Origin of the sequence: Kitasatospora sp. NPDC058032 (assembly GCF_042885845.1) — a bacterium.
GTDB lineage: Bacteria > Actinomycetota > Actinomycetes > Streptomycetales > Streptomycetaceae > Kitasatospora.
The window spans coordinates 377,741-398,863 of sequence record NZ_JBHVRK010000006.1 but is presented as its reverse complement, the minus strand read 5'-3'; the positions used below and the strand labels follow the sequence as shown (position 1 = coordinate 398,863).

Here is a 21,123-nt window from a genome sequence, read left to right as displayed (position 1 = left end):
GCCGAAAGACGGTTGACGTGAACACCGGGGGGCAGCGGACGCCGACGCGGCCGTTGACACGGCGTCGACGCGTCGTGGACATGCCGCTTCCAGACTGGCCGGGACAGCACATCCCCCAGCAGAGGAAGGAAGGGGACACCCATGCGCATGCGCGGTCTCCTCGCGGCAGTCGTGGTCTCGGTGGCAGCCGCCGGCCTGGTCGCACCGGTCTCGTCCGCCGCACCGGCCAAGAGCGCCGGGCCGATCGAACGGGTCGGCGGCGGCACCCACGTCCTGATCAACCCGGCGAACGCCGCCACCACCACCTGGACACCCGAGACGCGGAGCTCCCTCGACGGCCGGCCACTGAAGATCCACGCGACCGAACCCGCCGTCGCCCCGATGTCCGGCGCGCCCTCGCTCGCCAAGGCCAGCGTCTGGGTCACCACCGGGCGCCTGCTCACCGGCGGCGGAGTGTGCACCGCCAACGTCGTCTCCAGCGCCAACCGCGACGTCATCGCCACCGCCCGGCACTGCGTCGAGGGCGGCAGCGACTTCAAGTTCGCGCCCGGCTACGACGCGGGCAACGCCCCCTACGGCTGGTGGTCCTGGCGGTCGGCCGGCTGGGTGGACGCTCCCGCCCCGCAGGGCGACATCGCCTTCATCGTGCTGAACACCCTCAACGGCCGGCACATCGCGGACGTCGTCGGGGCCACCGGCATCGGCTTCAACCAGCCCATCAACAACTACGCGCACATCATCGGCATCCCCGGGAAGACCCCGGCCGCCCAGGAGCACATGCTCTGGTGCGGCGGCCAGCCGGTGGCCGGCCCCGAGCAGCCGTCCACCGCGCTGATCGACAACTGCAACGGCCTGAGCGGAGGTTCCAGCGGCGGACCGTTCTTCGTGAACTACGACCAGACCGACGGTTCGGCCGTGCAGACCGGCGACTTCGTGACGGGCTACAGCTGGCAGGGCAAGTGGTGGGCGGTGAACTCCTACTACCGCGACGACGCCTACAACGTCTTCAACGGGGCGCAGCACGCCTGATCGCCCCCCGGCACCGACCGCACGCGCGGTGCCACCCCCGCCGCCGGGCCCCACCGACCCGGCGGCGCGGGCGCGTTCCGCCGCCGAACCCGACGGCGGCGGCCGGCACCTCCCCGCACGCCAAGGCAAAGGTTCTACCAAGAACGCAAGTACGGCGCGGGCGAGGGTCTATGCTTTTCGAGGTTTGAAGAGGCACCTCGTTCGGTGAGGCGTCTTCACGGACACAGGCCACTGACCCGACGACGTCGAGAGACGCCCAGGTTCAGGACAGGTCTTCCCGGGTTAAGGGTTGATCCCAAGTGGCTTCCGGCCGGTGGGCCGGATTACGCCGTGGAGTGCCAAAGCTCTGACGAGTTGGGGTGAGCCGGCCGCTGTCGCGCGCCGGCGAACTCCTTGCCGCGTCGATGACACGCACCGTGAGGGTGCGTCCGGCCGGGAGGAGGCGAGAGACATGGATTGCAGTAGTCCGGGCCACAGTCGCCCCTGCACCCGCCTGCCCTCGTTCACCTCCGGCACGCGGTAACCGTTCTCCCCGCACACGATTCCGGCGCCGCACCGCACGCCGCCGCCTCGGCTCCGCCATGCCCTCATCGGCTCCCGGGCCGTCGCGGCGCGTCGCGGCGCGCCCGCCCTCGGGGGGACCTGCTGCCGCGCGCCCCCTGACCTCCCCCGCTTCCGGGGGCCGGGAGGCCCGTCATGACCGCCGCCAACGCCACACCGATGATCGTCCCGACCGTCGACTTCCTCCTCCGCCTCGCCACCGGCGTCGCCTGCGGCGCGCTGATCGGCGTCGAACGCCAATGGCGGGCCCGGATGGCCGGCCTGCGCACCAACGCCCTGGTCGCCGCCGGCGCCACCCTGTTCGTCCTCTACAGCGAGGCCGTCGGCGACCCCGGCAGCCCCACCAGGGTCGCCTCCTACGTCGTCTCCGGCATCGGCTTCCTCGGCGGTGGCGTCATCCTGCGCGACGGCGCCGGCGTCCGCGGTCTCAACACCGCCGCCACGCTGTGGTGTTCGGCCGCCGTCGGGGTGCTCGCCGGCTCCGGCAAGCTGGAGCTCGCCGCCCTCGGCACCCTGACCGTGCTCGCCGTCCACCTGGTCCTGCGCCCGGCCGGCCGGCTGCTCGACCGTGCCCCGCAGTCCGGCAGCGACCCCGACTCCGCCACCCGCGCCACCATCCACCTGGCCTGCGACCGCAAGTCCGAGACCCACATCCGCGCCCTGCTCCTGCAGGCCCTCGCCGCCTCCGGCCTCGCGCCCACCGGCCTGCGGGCCCGCCGCACCGACAGCGGCGAGATCACCAGCCTGCGCGCCACCGTCGCCATCACCGGACAGGTCGCCCCGGCGCTCGAACAGGTCGTCACCCGGCTCTCGCTGGAACCGGGCGTGCGCGACCTGCACTGGCACCTGGAGGACGAGCACGACCGCACCGAGCAGTCCGCACTCGCCTGAGGACAGCACCGCACCACCGGCACCACCCGAACCACAGCAGATCAGACGTCAGAAGGAGGCCGTCCCCATGACCGTAGTCGCACGCCCCCGCCGGACGGGCAGAGGCATCGCCATCACCGGAGTCCTGGCAGTCCTGGCCCTCGAGGCCGTCGCCCTGGGCACCGCTCCCACCGGCCTGCGATCCGTGATCGGCGGCGTCCTGTTCGGTTCCTCCGTCACCGGCCTCGTCCTCGCCCTCCTCCTGGCCCGCACCGGCAGCCGCACCACGCGGACCAGTCCCGCCGCTCCCGCGGGCGACAACCGGCAGTTCAGCGCACGGAGGTTCTCGGCATGACGTTCCCCAAGCCGTTCCCCGCGGCCCCGGCCCGGACCTCGCTGCCGTCCCGCGTGGCCGGCCGGCTGTCCCGGATGACCTGGGTGGACGTGGTCGTCGCCGCCGCCGTCCTGGTCCTGCTCTACCTCGCGCTGCGGGTCGGACAGGGCACCACGGTCCGCTTCTCCACCGGCCGCGGCGCCGATGTCGACACCACCCCCGCCCGGCTCCCCTACGACGCCGCGCGCTCGCTGCTGCGGATGTTCGCCGCCCTCGCCGCCTCGGTCGTCTTCACCTTCGGCTACGCCTACGCCGCCGCCAAGAGCCGCCGTCTGGAGCGCATCCTCATCCCGGCACTGGACATCCTCCAGTCCGTCCCCGTACTGGCCTTCCTCACCGTGGCGGTCACCGGCTTCCTCGCGCTGTTCCCCGGCTCCGTGCTCGGCCTCGAATGCGCGGCGGTCTTCGCGATCTTCACCTCCCAGGCGTGGAACATGACCTTCGGCTTCTACGCCGCCCTCACCTCGCTGCCGCGCGAACTCGACGAGCTGTCCCGCTCCTTCCGCTTCACCAGGTGGATGCGCTTCTGGAAGGTCGAGGTGCCCTCCGGCATGATCGGCCTGGTCTGGAACGGCATGATGAGCTTCGGCGGCGGCTGGTTCTTCCTCGTCGCCTCCGAGGCGATCAGCGTCAACAACCAGACGTACGCCCTGCCCGGCGTCGGCTCCTACGCGGGCGCCGCCATCGCCGCCGGCGACCTCGGCAAGGTCGGCTGGGCGATCGTCACCATGGCCGTCATGGTGATCGGCGTGAACTTCCTGTTCTGGCGCCCGCTCACCGCCTGGGCGGAGAAGTTCAAGAACGAGCAGTCCGAGGCCACCGAGGTCCAGCGCTCCGTCGTCCTGGACTTCCTGCGCCGCTCCCACTGGCCCGAGCTGCTCGGCCGCCTGTTCCGCCCGGCCGCCCTGGCACTGTCCCGCGCCGGACGGCTGCTGGGCACCGACGACCGCCCGCTCGCCGTCGGCACCGGCCGCCGGCGTGCCGGCGACCTCGCCTTCGCCGTCGTCGCCGGGGGCCTGATCCTCTGGGGCCTGATCGACCTGGGCCGCTACCTGGACGACCGCACCGGCCTCGGCGTGTTCGGCGAGCCGCTGCTGCTCGGGCTGGCCACCCTGGCCCGCGTCGTCGTCCTGGTGGCGGTGGCCTCCCTGGTCTGGGTGCCGATCGGCGTGAAGATCGGCTTCTCGCCGAGGCTCACCCGCATCGCCCAGCCCGTCGTCCAGGTGCTGGCCAGCTTCCCCGCCAACTTCCTGTTCCCCCTGGTCGTCTGGTTCCTCCTCAGGACCGGCCTGTCGATCGACGTCGGCGGCATCGTGCTGATGGCCCTCGGCGCCCAGTGGTACATCCTGTTCAACACCATCGCCGGCGCCATGGCCATCCCCACCGACCTGCGCGAGGCCATGGACGACCTCGGCGTGCGCGGCCGGCAGCGCTGGCGCCGCCTGATCGTGCCCGGGATCTTCCCCGCCTACGTCACCGGCGGCCTCACCGCCTCCGGCGGCGCCTGGAACGCCTCCATCGTCGCCGAGGTGGTCACCTTCGGCAGCACCACCCTCACCGCGACCGGCCTCGGCGCCTACATCGCCCGGGCCACCGAACGCGGCGACCGGCCGCACCTGCTCGCCGGGGTCGCGGTGATGAGCCTGTACGTCGTCCTCCTCAACCGGCTGGTCTGGCGCCGCCTGCACCGGCTCGCCGAGACCCGCTACTCCCTCTGACCACGCACGCGCCGCCCCACCCGCACCACGACGCACGGAGATCCGCCATGAGCTTCAAGAGCCTGCGCGACCTGCTCGCCCCCCGCACCGCCACCCGCGCTCCCCTGACCACCGTCCCCGCCGCCGCACCCGCCGCACCGTCCGCACCCGCCGCCCGCCCGGCGGACGGCGAGGTGCTGCTGGAGACCGCCGGCCTGACCAAGGCCTACGCCGGCGCGGACGGTGAACTGCCCGTCCTGTCGGGCATCGACCTGAAGGTGCGGGCCGGCGAGATCGTCGCGCTGCTCGGCAAGTCCGGCTCCGGCAAGTCCACCCTGCTGCGCTGCCTGGCCGGCCTCATTCCGCCCAGCTCCGGCACCGTCCGCTACCGCGGCACCCCGCTCACCGGCGCCAACCCGGGCACCGCCATGGTCTTCCAGACCTTCGCCCTGCTGCCCTGGCTCACCGTCCAGCAGAACGTCGAACTCGGCCTGGAGGCGCGCGGGGTGGCGCCGAAGGAGCGCGCCGGGGCGGCGGTGCGGGCCATCGACCTGATCGGCCTGGACGGCTTCGAGTCCGCCTACCCCAAGGAGCTCTCCGGCGGGATGCGCCAGCGGGTCGGCTTCGCCCGGGCGCTGGTCGTCGAGCCGGACGTGCTGATGATGGACGAGCCGTTCTCGGCGCTGGACGTCCTCACCGCCGAGAACCTGCGCGGCGAGCTGATGGAGCTGTGGGAGTCCGGCCAGTTCCCCACCCGCGCCGTCGTCCTGGTCACCCACAACATCGAGGAGGCGGTGCTGATGGCCGACCGGATCGTCGTCCTCGGCGCCCGCCCGTACGGCACCATCCGGGAGACCGTCGAGATCACCCTGGACCGGCCCCGCGACCGCGACTCCGCCGCCTTCGACGAACTGGTCGACCGCGTCTACCGCATCATGACCGGCCGCCCCAAGGAGACCCGCCTGCCCGGCCGCGCCGACGCCGTGCAGCCCGACCGGCGCACCGTCGCCAACACCCCGCTGCCCGGCGCCACGGTCGACGGCCTCTCCGGCCTCGCCGGGATGATCGCGCACCGCGGCGGACGCTGCGACCTCGCCGGCCTCGCCGACGAACTCGCGCTGGACATCGACGACATGCTCCCCCAGGTCGACGCCCTCGACCTGCTCGGCTTCGCCGAGATCAGCGGCAACGACCTCGTCCTCACCGACACCGGCGCCGCCTTCGCCGACGCCGACGTCCAGGAGTCCAAGACCGTCTTCGCCGCGGCCGCCCTCGACGTCCCGCTGGTCAAGCTGATCGCCAACAGCCTGCGCGGCAACCCCGGTACCGTCGTCCGCGCGGGGTTCTTCCGCGACCTGCTCGCCCACCACTACACCAGCGAACAGGTCGACCGGCAGCTGGAGACCGCCACCGACTGGGGCCGCTACGCCGAGCTGTTCGGCTACGACGCGGCGCCGCAGGAGTACCGGCTCGACGAAGGCGCCGAACTCCCCCGCTGACGCGCACACCCGGCCGGACGGTTCGTCCGGCCCCGCTCAGCCCACCCGGCCGGTGGCCGGGCGCCGCCGCCCCACCAGGGCGGCCCGGGCAGGCCGCGTCTCCGCCACCGAGGCGACCGCGGCCTCCCCACCGGCGCCGCCGTACCCTCCGTCCCCGCGCTCCGGCATCCCGGTGGCGACCAGCGCCGCTTCCGTCAGCAGCCCCCGCACGTCCGCCGCCCGGTAGAAGATCCGCGTCCCCTCCCGTCGCGACACCACCAGCCCGGCCGCCCGCAGCCTCGACAGGTGCTGCGAGGTGGCCGCCACATGCGCGCCCAGGAGCTGCGCCAACTCGCTCACCGGCAGCTCCCGCCGGCTCAGCGCCCACAGCAGCCGGTAGCGCGACGGGTCGGCCAGCGCCTTCAGCACCGCCACCGCCCGCTCCGCCGCCTCCGTATCCCAGGCCTCTCCTTGCGCATCCATGCAAGGATCGTACCGGGCGCACAACCGCCGCACCCGGGCCGCCGTCCCCCGGCCGCCGCACCCCGCCGTGCGCCGTCGTCGCCTGCGGCCGGCACACCCGGACGGCCGGGCGGAATGGCCAAATCGTCAGCCGGTGGCACGAGTTGGCTGATTTGATGGGAGCACACAGCCGGCGGTTCCTGGGGGGCGCGATGGTGCGGGCGGATGGCCGGGAGAGTGAGCGGGTTCGGCTGCGGCCGTCGGGGAAGTACCGCCGCCGGCGGGCGGCGACCGCGGTGTTCGCCGCCACCGCGCTGCTCGCGTGCGCGCTGGAGTTGCTCGGCGGGGAACCGGGGCGGCCGCTGCCGACGGTGGTCGACGTCGTGGCGACCGCGGTGTGGACGGTGGTCCTGATCCGGCAGGCGACCCTGGCGGTGGCGCCCCCGACGGTGGTGGTCGATCCCGGCTACCTCGAACTCCGCGGCGGCCTGCGGAAGGTCAGGCTGCCGTGGGACGCGATCGCCGGTCTGTGCGTGCTGCCGGTCCGGGGATCCGCGGCCGTCTACGAGGCCCCGTTCTACCGGGGCTCCCTGCTGGTGCGCACCTCGGAGGGCAGCCCGACGGCGCTGCCGGGGCGCGGTTCGCCGCGCTGGTCGGCGTCGTGGCAGGGCATCCTCGTCGACCTGGCCCCGCTGGCGGTTCCCCTGCAACGCCTCGACGAGGTGTTCACACCGTGGGCGTCCGACCGCTGGGGCGGAACGACCCGGCTGCCGGACGGTCCCGGCGGGGCCGCGGTGTTCGCGGCCGGCGCGCTGCTGTCCCGGCCCGCCCGCATACTGCTGCGGCTGCAGGGGATCCTGCTGCTGGTGGCCGTGGCGGCTTCGCTCCTCGTCCTGCGCTCCCTCGACACGCCCGTCCTGGGGCAGCCGGTCCTGGCGGCCGTCGCCCTGGTCCTGCTCGGGTCGGTGGGTGTGCGGCGGCTGGTCCTGGGCCTGTCCCGGCCCTGCGAGCTGCGGGTGGAGAGCCGGGCCGTCGTGGTGCGCGTCGGCGGCCGGGAGCGGGCCCTGCCGTGGCCCGGGATCGCCGCCCTGGAGACCGCGCAGCAGGACGTCTCCCTGGCCGGTCAGCGGTTCCGGGTGACGTCGGTGCGCGCCCGGTTCAACACGGGGGCGGACCGCCCGGCGCCGCTGCCGCACTGGCCGCTGCCCGCCGACGGGCTGTCCGTCCACCTGCTGCCGGTGCACTCCCCCGCGCTCGGCCACCTGCACGGACTCACCGTCTTCCCCGCGCAGTTGGCGGACGCGCTGGCCTCGTACGGGGCGAACCTCCTGGCCGACCGCACCGGGCACGGCGGGCCCGTCACCGGCGAAGCCGTCACGGTCCGCGTCGGTCCGGGGCGCGGGACGACCCACCGGACGCTGGCCTCGGCGCTGCGTGCCGCGCCGAGGGACCGGCCGCTGCGCCTGCTGATCGAGCCGGGCCGGTACCGGGAGGCGGGGCCGCTGGTGCTGTCCGGCACCGTCGAACTGGTCGGGGCGCCGGGCCAGGAGCCGGTGGTGATCGAGACGCCCGAGCAGTCCGCCCTCCAGTGCGAGGGACACGTCACGCTGGACTCCCTGACCGTGCAGGGCCGCGGCGCGACGGCCGTCGCCACCACCGGCCGGCTGGAACTGCGCGGCTGCCGGATCGACGGGCCGGGCGAGTACGCGCTGCTCGCCTCCCAGGGCTCCGAACTGATCCTGCGGGACTGCGAGATCATCGCGGGCCGGACCGAACTCGTCGGCGCCACCGGCACGCTGGAGCGTACCCGGTTCCTCTCGGCCCGGGACCACGCGCTGGTGCTGAAGGACCGCGCCAAGGCCGAGATCGCCGACTGCGCGGTGACGGACAGCCGGGGCCGCGGCATCGACGTGACCGGTTCCACGGCGGAGATCCGCGGCTGCGAGTTCCGCGGCACCGGCGACACCGCCATCGCCGCCGGCGACCACTCCGCGGTGCAGGTCCTGGGCTCCCGGATCGACGAGGTCCACGCGTCCGGCATCGCCTACGACCGCCAGGCGCACGGCACCGTCCAGGACACCACGGTCAACGGCGCCACGACCGGCCTGTACGTCGCGCGGGGCGCCGACCCCAGGGTCCGGGACTGCCTGTTCGCCCACTGCCGGGCCGACGGGGTGCTGGTCGAGGACCAGGGGCGGGGGCGGCTGGAGACGTGCCGGATCGAGAACGCCGGCCAGCACGGCATCCGGGTGGTGTCCGGCGGCTCCCCGGTCGTCGACGACTGCGCGGTGGCCTTCGGCGGCACCGGGGTCACCGTGCACAAGGCGCGCGGCGACTTCACCCGGCTCCGGGTCCACGACCACTCCGAGAGCGCGGTCGAGGTCCAGGAGGGCTCGGTGGTGGACCTCGCCGAACTGCGCCTGGAGCGCTGCCAGTACGGCGTGCGCGGACACGGCACCGGTGTGACGATCCGGCTGGTCGGCGCCGTCATCGCCGACGCCACGTCCTCCGGGCTGCTGCTGCAGAACGCCGTGCGCGCCACCGCCGAGCACGTCACGGTGGAGCGGGCCGGCCTGTACGGCCTGAACTGCCGTGACGACAGCCGGCTGACGGCCCGGGACTGCACGGTGTCGAAGCCGGGTGAGACCGGACTGCTGGCCATCTCCAACACCAGCGTGGAGATCGACCGGCTGGAGGTCTCCGGCAGCCGGCGCAACGGCATCTGGGCGCGCAACGCCAGCCGGGTGATCCTCACCGGGGTGCGGGTGTACGGCGCCGGCGGCGACGGCCTGCGCCTGGACGACGACGTGTTCGGCAGCGTGACGGACGGCGAGGTCACCGGCTGCGCGGGCGAGGCGGTGGCGGTCAACAACCGGGTGCTGCTGGAGAACGTCCGCACCGGGGCCACGGCGGAGGACATCCTGCAGCCGGAGGCCGGCCCGATCGCCGAACTCCAGCGCATGATCGGGCTGGCGGAGGCCAAGCGCCAGGTCGCCGTCCAGGTCGACCTGCTCCGGCTGGCCCGCTGGCGCTCCGATGCCGACCTCCCCCCGCCGCCCCGGGCCCACCACCTGGTCTTCTCCGGCCCGCCGGGGACCGGGAAGACCACCGTGGCCCGGTTGTACGGCCAGATCCTGGCCGCGCTCGGGGCCTTGAAGAAGGGCCACCTGGTGGAGGTCGCGCGCGGCGACCTCGTCGGCCAGTACCTCGGACACACCGCGCAGAAGACCCACCAGGCGTTCGAGCGGGCGGACGGCGGTGTGCTGTTCATCGACGAGGCGTACAGCCTGGCGCGGCGGTTCGGTTCGGGCACCGACTTCGGCCAGGAGGCGATCGACGTCCTCACCAAACTGATGGAGGACCACCGGGACGACGTCGTGGTCATCGCGGCGGGCTACACCGAGGAGATGCGGGCCTTCCTGGACTCCAACCCCGGTCTGCGCTCCCGCTTCTCCCGCATCCTGGAGTTCACCCCGTACGGCCCCGCCGAGCTCACCGAGATCATGCTCCACGAGGCGGAGCGCCACACCTACCGCCTCGCTCCGGGCGTCGCGGAGCGCCTCACCGAGCGCTTCACCCGCCGGGAGCTGCGGGGCGACCCGGCCAACGCCCGTGACGCGCGGACGCTGCTGGAGGAGATGGTCGAACGGCAGGCCACCCGGCTGGCCGGGGCGGGGACGCCGAGCCGGGAGGACCTGGTGGTGCTGCTGGCGGAGGACATCCCCGCCGAGGGCGGCTGGCTGTGACCCCGGACGAGGCCAACGACCTGCTCGCCGCCCGCCTCGACCAGGCGATGGCGGACCCCGCGGCGGCGGCGTGGTTCGCCACGGCCGAGGCGTCCGCGGCGGCGGCCGTGCTCCGGGCCGCCGGACCGCCGTCCGCCGCGGACCTCCCGCTCGTCCACGCCTACACGCTCGGCTACAGCGATCTGTTCGCCTTCCTGACCGCCGATCCGCGCGACCCGGCACTGCTGGGCGAGGCTCTGCTGCACCTGCTCCCGGTCCGGCGCCAATGGCCGGACCTGATGCCGCCCGCGTTCGCCCCCGTGCTGGCCGTGGCCGCCGGGGAGGACGCGGCCGGCGACGGGGTGGGCGTCGAGCAGACGCACGCCGCGGGGATGGCCGTCGTGCTGGCGTTCGAGCGCTGGCGGTACCCCGGCGCGCCCGCGGTGGCGGTGAGGCTGCTGCGCCACACGGCGGCCGGGTGCCCACCGGACGGCCCGCTGCTGGGCTCGGTGCTGTCGACGCTCGGCGTGGCCCTGCTGAACGACTACATCGACCGGTTCGACGCCTCGTCGGTCGCCGAGGCCGTGGAGGCCGGCCGCGCCGCGATCGCGGCGGCGCCGGCCACGCCCGGCGAACAGGCCCGCCGGCACGCCAACCTCGGCACGGCGCTGCGGTTCTGGTCCGACGTCACGGCGATCGACGAGGCGGTCCGCGAAGCCGTGTCCGAGGGGCGCACCGGACTGGCCCTGTGCCCGCCGGACGACCCCGGCCTGGCGGCGTACCGCGTCGAGCTCGGGATGTCCCTGACCCGTGCCGCCGTGCTGGCCGGCGACCACGCCGGCCTGCCGGAGGCGGCCACGCTGCTGCGCGCGCCGGTCCGCGCGCCGGACCACGGCGCACCGGACGACGCCCCCGCGGCGTCCACCGGTGCCGCAGGGCAGACGGACCGGCTCTCCTTCCTGGGCATGGCACTGATCGCCCGGGGCGCGCTGGAGGACCGGCCCGCCCTGCGGGCCGAAGGCATCGCCCTGGGCCGGCAGGCCGTCGAGGCCTCGACCGGCCCGGCCGTACGGCTCCAGTACCTCTGCAACCTGGCCCTCGTCCTGCTGAGGTTCCCGGCCGGGGACGACGACGCCGGGACCACCACCCTGGCGGTCGCCACGGCCCTGGAGGCGGCCGGCCTCGCCCCGGCCGGGACACCGCGGTTCGCCGACACCCGGATGCTGCTCTCCGGCACCCTGGTCAGGCGCTACCTGGAGGCGCGGCGCCCGGAGGACCTGTCGGCGGCCGTCACCCATGCCGCCGAGGCCTTCGACGCCACCCCGGCGGACCTGCCGCCGCGCCGCCTGGACCGGGCCCTCGCGCTCGCCGACCTGCTGGGCCTGCGCGCCGACGCCGAGGGCGCCGACGACCCGTCGGCCGAGCCGCTCGCACTGCTGCGCCGGCTCCTGCGGGAGCAGCCGCAGGCCACCGCCGACCGCGCGCAGGTGCAACGCCGGCTGGCCGACGCCCTCGTCGAGTCCGCGGCGCGGGACGGACGGACCGAGCGCGCGGCCGAGGCGGTGGAGCACTACCGGGCCTGCCTCGGCCTGCCGTCCCCCGGGCCCGCCTTCGAGGCGGAGGTGCGCTTCGCCATGGGCTGGGCACTCGCCGTCCGGGCCGGCCGGGAGGACGCGGCGGCCTGGCAGCAGAGCGTCGCCTCCATGGACCGCGCGCTCGCGCTGCTTCCCGCCGACGACCCGCAGCGCCTCGACCTCGCGGGCCGGCTCGGCATCCACTGGGTCCAGCGCGGGGAGGACACCGGCGACCCGGCCGCCTACCGGGAGGGTGTCGCGCTGCTGAGCGAGGTCACGGCGGCCGACGGGGACCGCCCCGCCGCAGACCGCGCGGACCACCGGTACCAGCTCGGCTCCGCGCTGCTGGGCCTCGCCGACCTCGGCATCGAGGAGGACCTGCTCGACCGGGCGATGGACCAGCTCGACCGGGCCCTGGCCATCGCCCCGGCGGACCACCCCGGACGGCTTCCGATGGTCTGCCGGCTCACCGACGCGCTCAACTCGCTCGCCTGGCTGCGCTCGGACACCGCCGCACTCGACCGGTCCCAGGTCCTGCTCTCCGAGGCCCTGGCCGGGCCCGGCGGAGGCCGGGAGAGCCGGGTCGCCTGCCTGATCGGCCTCGGCACCAGCCTGCGCATGCGCTTCCAGCTCAACGGGGAGCCGGCCCACCTGGAGCACGCCGTCGGCCACTACCGCGAGGCCATCGCCCTGATGGCGCCCGAACCCCAGCCGTACGCCCTCTTCGGGCTCTCCATCTGCCTCGGAAGCCTGTACGGCTTCCGGCCGGACGGACAGCTGCGCACCGAGGCGATGGACACCTGCCGCGCCGCGCTGGAGCAGCTGCCCGGGCACCACCCGGAACGTGCCTCCGTCCTGGCCGGTCTGGGCTACCTCGAATGGACCCTGGCCGCGGAGTCCGGCTCGGAGGAGCAGATGGACGCCGCGCTGGACACCCTGAAGACCGCCGTCGCCACCGCGCCACCGGGTTACGGGGACCGGGGCCTGGTCCTCACCAATCTCGGCGCCGCCCTCCTCGACCGGGCGAACAGGACGGGCGACCGCAGCTGGGAGGCCCAGGCCGCCGCCGTGTTCCGCACCGCCCTGGAGCACACCGGCCCGACCTCGGCCCAGCGTCCGCTGGTGCTGAACAACCTCGGCATGGCACTGTTCACCCTGTTCACGACCACCGGCGACACCGCGCTGCACGACCGGGCGATCGCGCTGCTGAGCGAGGCCGCGGACCACCGCCACGGGATGTCCATGGCCCGGGAACGCGCCGCGCTCAACCTGGCCATGATGCGGTTCCAGCAGGCCCGCATGGCCTCGGACACCGAGGCCTCGGTCGAGGCCTGCCGCCGGCTCGAGGAGCTGATCGGGGAACTCGGCTCCCCCCACCCGCTGCGGACCCTCGCGCTGGCGCGACTGGCCTACGCGGGTCTCGGCACCGCGGAACTGCTCCCCGAGCACGCGGCGCGAACGGCGCTGCGCCGGGCCGCCGCAGCCGCTCGCGAGGCCCTCGCCGATTCGCAGGACGCCGACCAGTTCCAGGTGCTGGCCCGCCGGGTGCTGGCGACGGCCCAACTGCGGCGCGCCGAACTCGGGGAGAGGGTCGACCTGGCCGAAGCGGTCCGGCTGCTCCGCAGCAACGCCGAGGACACGTCCCTTCCGCCGCACACCCGCCTCCAATCGGCGCGCCTGTGGGGCGGCATCGCCGCGCGCACCGGCCGGGACGCGGAGGCCCTGGAGGGCTTCGCCCACGCGGTCGGCCTGCTGTCGCGGGTGGCCCCGCGTCACCTGGACAGGCTCGACCAGGAGGAGCGGCTGAGCTCCGGCCGGGGGCTGGCCAGTTCGGCCGCGGCGCTCGCGATCCGGGCCGGCGATCCCGAACGGGCACTCGCCCTGCTCGAACAGGGCAGGGGGGTGCTGCTCGCCCAGGGCCTGGAGAACCAGGGCGACCTGTCCCGGCTGCGCGCGCTCGACCCGGCCCGCGCCGAGGAGTTCGAGCGGATCCGGGACCGGCTCAGCCAGGACCACCCGGTCGCGCTGCAGCTCACGGGCACCGAGGCGCCCGACGCCTTCTTCGTCCAGGGGGCCGCCGGCGCGGCCGGGAGCGCGGCCGGCCTGCGCGACGCCGAGGAGCGGCACACCCTGTCCCGCCGCTGGGACCAGCTGCTGGAGGAGATCCGCGCGCTGCCCGACCTCGACGACTTCCTGCGTCCGCCGACCACCCGGGAGCTGCTCTCGGTGGCGGAGCGGGGCCCCGTGGTGGTGGTCAACGTCAGCGACTACGGCTCGCACGCCCTCGTCCTGGCCGCACCGGCCGGCGGCGGCACGCGCATCGACGTCGTACCGCTGCCGGACCTCACCCCGAGCGAAGTGGCCGTCGCCGCACAGGCGTTCACCGAGCGGTGGATCGACGTCGCCTACGGGGACGAGGGCGTGGCGCGGGCCAAGGAGCTGATGAACCTGCACCGCTCCGTCCTGGCGTGGCTGTGGGACAGCCTGGCCGGCCCCGTCCTGGAGCGGCTCGGGCTGCGCGGCACCCCGCTCGGCGAGGAGGAGTGGCCGCGGCTGTGGTGGTGCCCGACCGGCCGGCTGGCGTTCCTGCCGCTGCACGCCGCCGGCAAGGGCCCGCGGATCCCCGGGACCTGGGTCATGGACCGGGTCGTGTCCTCCTACACCCCGACCCTGCGGTCCCTGCTGCGTGCCCGCCGCCGGGCCGCCGGCCCGCCCCGACGCCGCCCCGCCCCGCTGGTGGTCTCGCTCGCGCAGACGCCGGGCGGCCCGCCGCTGCCCGGCGCCGGACCGGAGGCCGCCCTGGTGGCCGAGCTCTTCCCCGGCGGCCTGCGGCTGGACGGCGAGCACGCCTCCGTGGAAGCGGTGCGCCGGGAGCTGTACCGCCACCCCTGGGTGCACTTCACCTGCCACGGCGTCAGCGACCCGGAGAGTCCGTCGAACAGCGGCCTGATCCTCCACGACGGCAGGCTCAGCGCTCTCGACATCTCGGTACGGCGCCCGGTCGACGCCGAACTCGCCTTCCTGTCGGCCTGCTCGACCTCCCAGGGCGGGCTCGGCCTGCCGGACGAGGCGGTGCACCTGGCGCCGTCGTTCCAGCTGGCCGGCTTCACCCACGTCATCGGCACGCTGTGGACCGTCTCCGACAAGATCGCGCGTCAGCTCACCGGGGAGTTCTACGCCGCACTGCGCGGGGACGCCTCCGACGAGGGGCCGTTCGACCCGGCGCTCGCCCTGCACCACCCCGTCCGGGCGCTGCGTGAACGCCTGCTGCCCGCACCGCACCTGTGGGCGGCGCACGTGCACGTCGGCCCCTGAGACCGGCGGGCGCGCCGTCGGGACGCCCCGCTCAGGACGTCCCCGTCAGGACGCCTCCGGACCGCCGGCCTCGGGCGCCGCCGACGGCTCGGTCTCGCTCTGCGCCGTGCCCGAGGCGCCCTCGGGGCCCTGCTCGGGCTCTGCCGCACCGCCGGTGATCCGCAGGACCCGCCGGTCGCGGTACTCCTCGATCAGGCTCTCCACCGACTGGTCGTCACCGCTGCGCCCGTCCCGTGCCGCTGCCATCACCCTGCTCCCTCCGCGTCTCCGGTACCGGTACCGATACCGGCGCCGGTGCCCGCTCCGGGCCCGGCGGCGCCAGCAACTCCAGCACCTCGACCTCGCTGCCCTTGATGTAGACGCCCGCGGTGCCCGCCACCCGGCCGAGGAAGGTCCCGTCGCCGCTGAGGCGCCACTGCGATTCCAGATAGATGTCCTGCTGCTGCGGGAAGGCCGACACCGCCGACCGCGAGCCCAGCCAACCCCCCACCCACAGACCGCCCTTGAGCCGGATCCGCACGAAGCAGGGCTCACGGTCGGCGAACAGGAAGTCCCAGGCCGTCGGCGTCGGCTCGTAACGCGCCCGTTCACGCCTACGGCCCACCACCGCCGCGGCCCACGCGAGGCCGGACGGCACCGCGACGACCAGCAGCAGTACGACGAACCCGGCCTGCCGCGGATGCCGCAGCACCCCGGCGAGCGGCCCGCCGTCGCCCTCGCTCAGCAGCCGGGCCGGCCAGGGGCCCGCGACCACCGCGTAGACGGCGTCGAGCAGCCCGCTGATGGCGATCGCCCGCAGGGCCCGGTTCTGCGGCTCCTGCTCGGAGGCCCGCGGCCCGCGCAGGCGGTCGGCGACGGCCTGGTAGAAGATCCCGGGCAGCACCAGGGCCAGCAGGATGGCCAACTGCTGCACCGTGTTCGGAAGCACCCCGCCACCCCTCCCCGCCCCGTGCGGACCGCGTCCCCCACGGCACCGGAGCGTCTCCCCACCCTAGCCGAGCCCCCACCGCCCCGGGCCCTTTTCGCCGAGTGCACCGGCGGTCCGGGCCGGGCGCGCGGGGGCGCGCCGTGGATCCGCTCAGCCGCGGTGAGCGGTCAGGCCGGCCCGTACCGGTCGGCGTCGTGCGATCCGCGCGACGCCTTTCCGACCGCCTTGTGCAGGGTGCGCAGAGCCACCAGGAGCAGCCCGATGTCGTCCAGCAGAATGGGGTCCGGGAGCAGGTCGACGGGGCTGATCAGATAGGCGATGGACACCCAGAACAGGACCTTGGCCGACATCGGGACACCGGTCGCCACCAGGAGCTTGCGGACCCGGACCAGCTTCACGACCAGCACCACCGCGACCGCCAGGGAGACGGCCACCAGCGCGCCGAGGACCCACCACAGAACGTCGCCGCCGTTCACCGGCACACCTCCCGCTCACGCCCGCACCTCCCGCCTCCGGCGCGCCGAGCGGCCCGGGCGGGCACGCGCGGACCCACCGCGCGGCCCTGCCCAGGGTACGGGACGCCGGTTTCCGGAGGCGATCCCGCTCAGGCGTCGAGAACCCCGCCCGCGCGCCGGACCACCGGCGCCTCCGTCGACCACGGGAAGTTGATCCAGTCGTCGGTCCGCTTCCACACGTACTCGCACTGCACGAGGCTGTGCGACTTCTCGTAGATCACGGCCGAGCGCACCTCGGCGACGTGGCCGAGGCAGAAATCGCGCACCAGCTTCAGCGTCTTTCCGGTGTCGGCGACGTCGTCGGCGATCAGGACCTTCTTGTCGGTGAAGTCGATCGCCTCGGGAACGGGTGCCAGCATCACGGGCATGTCGAGGGTGGTGCCCACGCCCGTGTAGAACTCGACGTTCACGAGATGGATGTTCTTGCAGTCCAGCGCGTAGGCCAGCCCGCCGGCCACGAACACACCACCACGGGCGATGCTCAGGATGAGATCGGGCTCGAACCCGTCATCCGCCACCGACTGCGCCAGCTCGCGCACCGCCCGGCCGAACGTCTGATAATCCAGGACTTCACGTACATCGCTCACCTGCACATTCTCCACGGTCGTCGACCCGACCACGAACGCCACCCCATGAGGACAGGAGATTCTTCGGCGCTGATGGCGTCAAGTGAGGTCGTCCCACCGTCCGGGGACGAAGATTCTTCGGTGCATGACGTCCTCCAGCTGCTGCTGGCGGGTGGCGGATCAGCGGATACCGACGGCGCTACCGTCCGTGATGTGGTCCGGCGCGGCGTGTCGTACGCGCCGACCGATTAACCTGGGCCGCTTCCCCGTCCCGGAACCACCGAGGAGCCCAGCGCCGTGTCCGACAGCTTCGCGCACCTGCACGTCCACACCGAGTACTCGATGCTGGACGGGGCCGCGAAGAACGGCAAGCTCTTCGCCGAGGCGGAGAGACAGGGCATGCCCGCCATCGCGATGAGCGACCACGGCAACATGTTCGGCGCCTACGAGTTCTTCCACGCCGCCGCCAAGACCGGTGTCAAGCCGATCATCGGCATCGAGGCGTACGTCGCCCCGGCCTCCCGCTTCGAGAAGAAGCAGGTGTTCTGGTCCCCCGGCGGCCAGCGCCCGAGCGGCGCCGACGGCGAGGGCGGCAAGGACGTCTCCGGCGGCGGCCGCTACACCCACATGACCATGTGGGCGCAGAACCCCACCGGCCTGCGGAACCTCTTCAAGCTCTCCTCGCTCGCGTCGATGGAGGGCTACTACATGAAGCCCCGGATGGACCGCGAGCTGATCGCCGCCAACGCGACCGGCATCATCGCCACCACCGGCTGCCCCTCCGGTGAGGTGCAGACCCGGCTGCGGCTCGGGCAGTACGACGAGGCGGTCAAGGCGGCCGGCGCCTACCAGGAGATCTTCGGCAAGGAGAACTACTTCCTGGAACTGATGGACCACGGTCTGTCCATCGAGCAGGACGTCCGCGCGGACCTGCTGCGCCTGGCCAAGCAGCTCAACATTCCGCTGCTCGCCACCAACGACTCGCACTACGTGACCGCCGACCAGGCGGACGCCCACGACAGCCTGCTCTGCGTCGGCGTGGGCAAGAACAAGGACGACCCGAACCGGTTCAAGTTCCAGGGCACCGGCTACTACGTCAAGACCGCCGAGGAGATGCGCGAGCTCTTCCGCGAACTGCCGGAGGCCTGCGACAACACGCTGGCGATCGCCGAGCGGGTCGAGTCGTACGAGGAGGTCTTCACCTACGTCGACCGGATGCCGCAGTTCGACGTGCCCGAGGGCGAGACCCAGGCCTCGTACCTGCGGCAGAAGATCGCCGCCGGCCTCAAGCACCGCTACGGCGACAACCCGAGCCAGGAGGTGCTGGAGCGGGTCGAGCTGGAGATGGGCGTGATCACCCCGATGGGGTTCGACGCCTACTTCCTCGTGGTCGCCGACATCTGCCAGTACGGCCGGGACAACGGCATCCCGGTCGGCCCGGGCCGTGGCTCGGCGGCCGGCTCGATGGTCGCCTACCTGACCGGCATCACCCAGCTCGACCCGCTGGAGCACGATCTGCTGTTCGAGCGGTTCCTCAACCCCGAGCGCATCAACCCCCCGGACGTCGACATCGACTTCGACGACCGCCAGCGCGACCAGATGGTGCGCTACGTCACCGAGAAGTACGGCTCCGCCTACACCGCCCAGGTCAACACCTTCGGCACGATCAAGGCGAAGGCCGCGGTCAAGGACGCCAACCGCATCCTCGGCTACCCCTTCGCGATGGGCGACCGGATCACCAAGGCAATGCCGCCGGACGTCATGGGCAAGGGCGTGCCGCTGGCCGACCTCTTCAACGACAAGCACCCCCGGTACAACGAGGGCACCGAGATCCGGGCGCTGTACGACAACGAGCCCGACGTCAAGAAGATCATCGACACCGGCCGGGGCATCGAGGGCCTGATCCGCGGCACCGGCGTGCACGCCGCCGCCGTCATCCTCTCCTCCACCCCGCTGCTGGAGCTGATCCCGCTGCACAAGCGGGACAAGGACGGCACCATCATCACCGGCTTCGACTACCCGTCGTGCGAAGCCATGGGCCTGATCAAGATGGACTTCCTGGGTCTGCGGAACCTGGGCATCATCGACCACTGCATCAAGATCGTGAAGGCCAACCGGGGCGTCGACGTCGACATCGAGAAGATCCCGATCGACGACCCCACCACCTACCAGCTGCTGGCCCGCGGCGACACCCTCGGCGTGTTCCAGCTCGACGGCGGCCCGATGCGCGCCCTGCTCAAGCTGATGAAGCCGACCGAGTTCGCCGACATCTCCGCCGTCTCCGCGCTGTACCGGCCCGGGCCGATGGGCATGAACTCGCACACCAACTACGCGCTGCGCAAGAACGCCCAGCAGGAGATCATCCCGATCCACCCCGAGCTGGAGGCCCCGCTCGCCGACGTCCTCGGCCCCACCTACGGCCTGATCGTCTACCAGGAGCAGGTCCAGCGCGCCGCCCAGGTGCTCGCCGGGTACTCGCTCGGCCAGGCCGACCTGCTGCGCCGGGCGATGGGCAAGAAGAAGAAGGAGGTCCTGGAGAAGGAGTTCGTCCCCTTCCACGCCGGCTGCAAGGAGCGCGGCTACTCCGACGAGGCCATCCAGGCCGTGTGGGACGTCCTGGTCCCGTTCGCCGGCTACGCGTTCAACAAGTCGCACTCCGCCGCGTACGGCCTGGTCTCGTACCAGACCGCCTACCTCAAGGCGAACTACCCCGCCGAGTACATGGCCGCGCTGCTCACCTCGGTCGCCGACGACAAGGACAAGATGGCGGTCTACCTGGCGGAGTGCCGCCAGATGGGCATCCGGATCCTCTCCCCCGACGTCAACGAGTCGGTGGTCGACTTCACCGCCGTCGGCAGTGACGTGCGCTTCGGCCTCAAGGCGGTGCGCAACGTCGGTGTCCCGGTCATCGAGTCGCTGGTGCGCACCCGGGAGGAGTCAGGCAAGTACACCTCCTTCCCCGACTTCCTGGACAAGGTGGAGCTGGTGGTGTGCAACAAGCGCACCGTCGACTCCCTGGTCAAGGCGGGCGCCTTCGACTCGCTCGGGCACACCCGGCTCTCGCTCAGCACCGTGCACGAGAGCGCGATCGACGCCGTCACCGGGCTGAAGAAGCAGCAGGCGATCGGCCAGGACGACCTCTTCGGCTCCCTGGACACCGGCGACGGCGGCGGACCCGGCATCGGGCTGGACTTCGAGCTCACCGACCGCGAATGGCCGCGCCGCCAACTCCTCTCCCTGGAGCGGGAGATGCTCGGCCTCTACGTCTCCAGCCACCCGCTCGACGGCGCCGAGCACATCCTCTCCCAGAACCGGGACACCTCGATCGCCGACCTCCTCGGCTCGGGCCGGACCGAGGGCGAGGTCCGCCTCTCCGGCCTCATCACCGCCGTGGACCGCCGGATCAACAAGGCCGGAAACGCCTGGGCGATCATCACCCTCGCCGACCGGGACGGCTCGGTCGAGGTGCTGTTCTTCCCCGCCACCTACAACCTCATGGCCGAGCAGATGGTGGAGGACAACGTCATCTCGGTCCGCGGCCGGCTCAACGAGCGCGACGGCTCGCTGAGCATCTTCGGCCAGGAGATCACCACGCTGGACGTCTCCTCCGCCGAACTGGGCACCAAGCCACCGGTCCAGATCACCGTGCCGACCGCCCGGATCACCCCCGAGATCGTGGCCGAGCTCAAGCTCGCCCTCCGCGCCCACCCCGGCGACGTCCCGATCCGCCTCCTGACCACCGGCTGGGACAAGGACACCCTCTACGAGCTCGGCTTCCTGGTGAACCCCGAGAACGGACTCGCCTCGGACATCAAGACCCTGCTCGGCAACCGCGCCTGGACGGGCACCGCCGTCCGTTCCTGAACCGGGACCACCGGCCGGGCCGCCACCGCTGTCGCCGCCCGGCCGGGTCGGGGGGGCGGGCCCCGCGGCCGGGGCCGCCCCCGCGCACCGCGGAGCCCGCCCCGGACGGCGACCGGGAAGGAGGGGGGGGGGGGGGGGGTGGGCC

The 21,123-nt window shown here is 73.4% G+C and carries 13 protein-coding genes and 1 riboswitch; of the genes, 8 read left to right on the top strand and 5 right to left on the bottom strand.

Annotation, left to right across the window (positions count from 1 at the left end; genetic code table 11):
* Positions 1-141 precede the first annotated feature (141 nt).
* The 5 genes from ACFVUH_RS13590 to ACFVUH_RS13570 all read left to right on the top strand — a co-directional run bounded on the left by ACFVUH_RS13590 (position 142) and on the right by ACFVUH_RS13570 (position 6,050).
* Positions 142-1,029: a trypsin-like serine peptidase gene (locus ACFVUH_RS13590; RefSeq protein ID WP_387913156.1), complete on the top strand. Its 888-nt coding sequence runs from the start codon at positions 142-144 to the stop codon at positions 1,027-1,029.
* A gap of 189 nt (positions 1,030-1,218) precedes the next feature.
* Positions 1,219-1,395, top strand: a riboswitch (M-box (ykoK) riboswitch).
* Between the two features lie 330 nt (positions 1,396-1,725).
* Complete coding sequence (locus tag ACFVUH_RS13585; RefSeq protein WP_387913154.1) at positions 1,726-2,481, top strand: MgtC/SapB family protein; 756 nt, start codon at positions 1,726-1,728, stop codon at positions 2,479-2,481.
* A 67-nt stretch (positions 2,482-2,548) separates the two neighbouring features.
* On the top strand, positions 2,549-2,815 hold the full coding sequence (locus ACFVUH_RS13580; RefSeq protein ID WP_387913152.1) for a hypothetical protein: 267 nt from the start codon (positions 2,549-2,551) through the stop codon (positions 2,813-2,815).
* Positions 2,812-4,572, top strand: a complete 1,761-nt coding sequence (locus ACFVUH_RS13575; RefSeq protein WP_387913150.1) for an ABC transporter permease — start codon at positions 2,812-2,814, stop codon at positions 4,570-4,572. The genes ACFVUH_RS13580 and ACFVUH_RS13575 overlap by 4 nt, the downstream gene beginning before the upstream one ends.
* A 47-nt stretch (positions 4,573-4,619) precedes the next feature.
* Positions 4,620-6,050, top strand: coding sequence for a nitrate/sulfonate/bicarbonate ABC transporter ATP-binding protein (locus tag ACFVUH_RS13570; protein ID WP_387913148.1), 1,431 nt, complete (start codon positions 4,620-4,622; stop codon positions 6,048-6,050).
* A 36-nt stretch (positions 6,051-6,086) separates the two neighbouring features.
* Here ACFVUH_RS13570 and ACFVUH_RS13565 read toward each other — a convergent pair whose 3' ends face one another.
* A complete protein-coding gene (locus ACFVUH_RS13565; protein ID WP_387913146.1) occupies positions 6,087-6,512 on the bottom strand; it encodes an ArsR/SmtB family transcription factor in 426 nt (141 codons plus the stop codon).
* 155 nt (positions 6,513-6,667) lie between these two features.
* Between ACFVUH_RS13565 and ACFVUH_RS13560 the strand changes: the two genes are divergently transcribed.
* On the top strand, positions 6,668-10,237 hold the full coding sequence (locus ACFVUH_RS13560) for a right-handed parallel beta-helix repeat-containing protein (RefSeq protein WP_387913144.1): 3,570 nt from the start codon (positions 6,668-6,670) through the stop codon (positions 10,235-10,237).
* Entirely contained in the window at positions 10,234-15,105 is a 4,872-nt protein-coding gene (locus ACFVUH_RS13555) for a CHAT domain-containing protein (protein ID WP_387913142.1), read from the top strand. The genes ACFVUH_RS13560 and ACFVUH_RS13555 overlap by 4 nt, the downstream gene beginning before the upstream one ends.
* A gap of 45 nt (positions 15,106-15,150) precedes the next feature.
* Here the strand turns inward: ACFVUH_RS13555 and ACFVUH_RS13550 are convergent, their stop codons facing one another.
* From ACFVUH_RS13550 to ACFVUH_RS13535, 4 genes are all read right to left on the bottom strand, one after another.
* Positions 15,151-15,351, bottom strand: coding sequence for a hypothetical protein (locus ACFVUH_RS13550; RefSeq protein WP_355361254.1), 201 nt, complete (start codon positions 15,349-15,351; stop codon positions 15,151-15,153).
* Entirely contained in the window at positions 15,320-16,033 is a 714-nt protein-coding gene (locus ACFVUH_RS13545) for a DUF6338 family protein (RefSeq protein ID WP_387913141.1), read from the bottom strand. The genes ACFVUH_RS13550 and ACFVUH_RS13545 overlap by 32 nt, the downstream gene beginning before the upstream one ends.
* Before the next feature lie 167 nt (positions 16,034-16,200).
* Positions 16,201-16,509, bottom strand: coding sequence for a YkvA family protein (locus ACFVUH_RS13540; protein ID WP_355361258.1), 309 nt, complete (start codon positions 16,507-16,509; stop codon positions 16,201-16,203).
* Between the two features lie 128 nt (positions 16,510-16,637).
* Positions 16,638-17,135: a phosphoribosyltransferase gene (locus ACFVUH_RS13535; protein WP_380683367.1), complete on the bottom strand. Its 498-nt coding sequence runs from the start codon at positions 17,133-17,135 to the stop codon at positions 16,638-16,640.
* Positions 17,136-17,411: 276 nt separating this feature from the next.
* Between ACFVUH_RS13535 and dnaE the strand changes: the two genes are divergently transcribed.
* Positions 17,412-20,978 (top strand): DNA polymerase III subunit alpha, encoded by a 3,567-nt coding sequence (gene dnaE, locus ACFVUH_RS13530; protein WP_387913139.1) that lies wholly within the window; start codon positions 17,412-17,414, stop codon positions 20,976-20,978.
* The last annotated feature ends 145 nt before the right edge of the window (positions 20,979-21,123 follow it).

Bases quoted from the DNA above. Each gene is read 5' to 3' on its own strand.
- ACFVUH_RS13590 (WP_387913156.1), top strand. From the start codon at position 142: ATGCGCATGCGCGGTCTCCTCGCGGCAGTCGTGGTCTCGGTGGCAGCC.
- ACFVUH_RS13585 (WP_387913154.1), top strand. From the start codon at position 1,726: ATGACCGCCGCCAACGCCACACCGATGATCGTCCCGACCGTCGACTTC.
- ACFVUH_RS13580 (WP_387913152.1), top strand. From the start codon at position 2,549: ATGACCGTAGTCGCACGCCCCCGCCGGACGGGCAGAGGCATCGCCATC.
- ACFVUH_RS13575 (WP_387913150.1), top strand. From the start codon at position 2,812: ATGACGTTCCCCAAGCCGTTCCCCGCGGCCCCGGCCCGGACCTCGCTG.
- ACFVUH_RS13570 (WP_387913148.1), top strand. From the start codon at position 4,620: ATGAGCTTCAAGAGCCTGCGCGACCTGCTCGCCCCCCGCACCGCCACC.
- ACFVUH_RS13565 (WP_387913146.1), bottom strand. From the start codon at position 6,512: ATGGATGCGCAAGGAGAGGCCTGGGATACGGAGGCGGCGGAGCGGGCG.
- ACFVUH_RS13560 (WP_387913144.1), top strand. From the start codon at position 6,668: ATGGGAGCACACAGCCGGCGGTTCCTGGGGGGCGCGATGGTGCGGGCG.
- ACFVUH_RS13550 (WP_355361254.1), bottom strand. From the start codon at position 15,351: ATGGCAGCGGCACGGGACGGGCGCAGCGGTGACGACCAGTCGGTGGAG.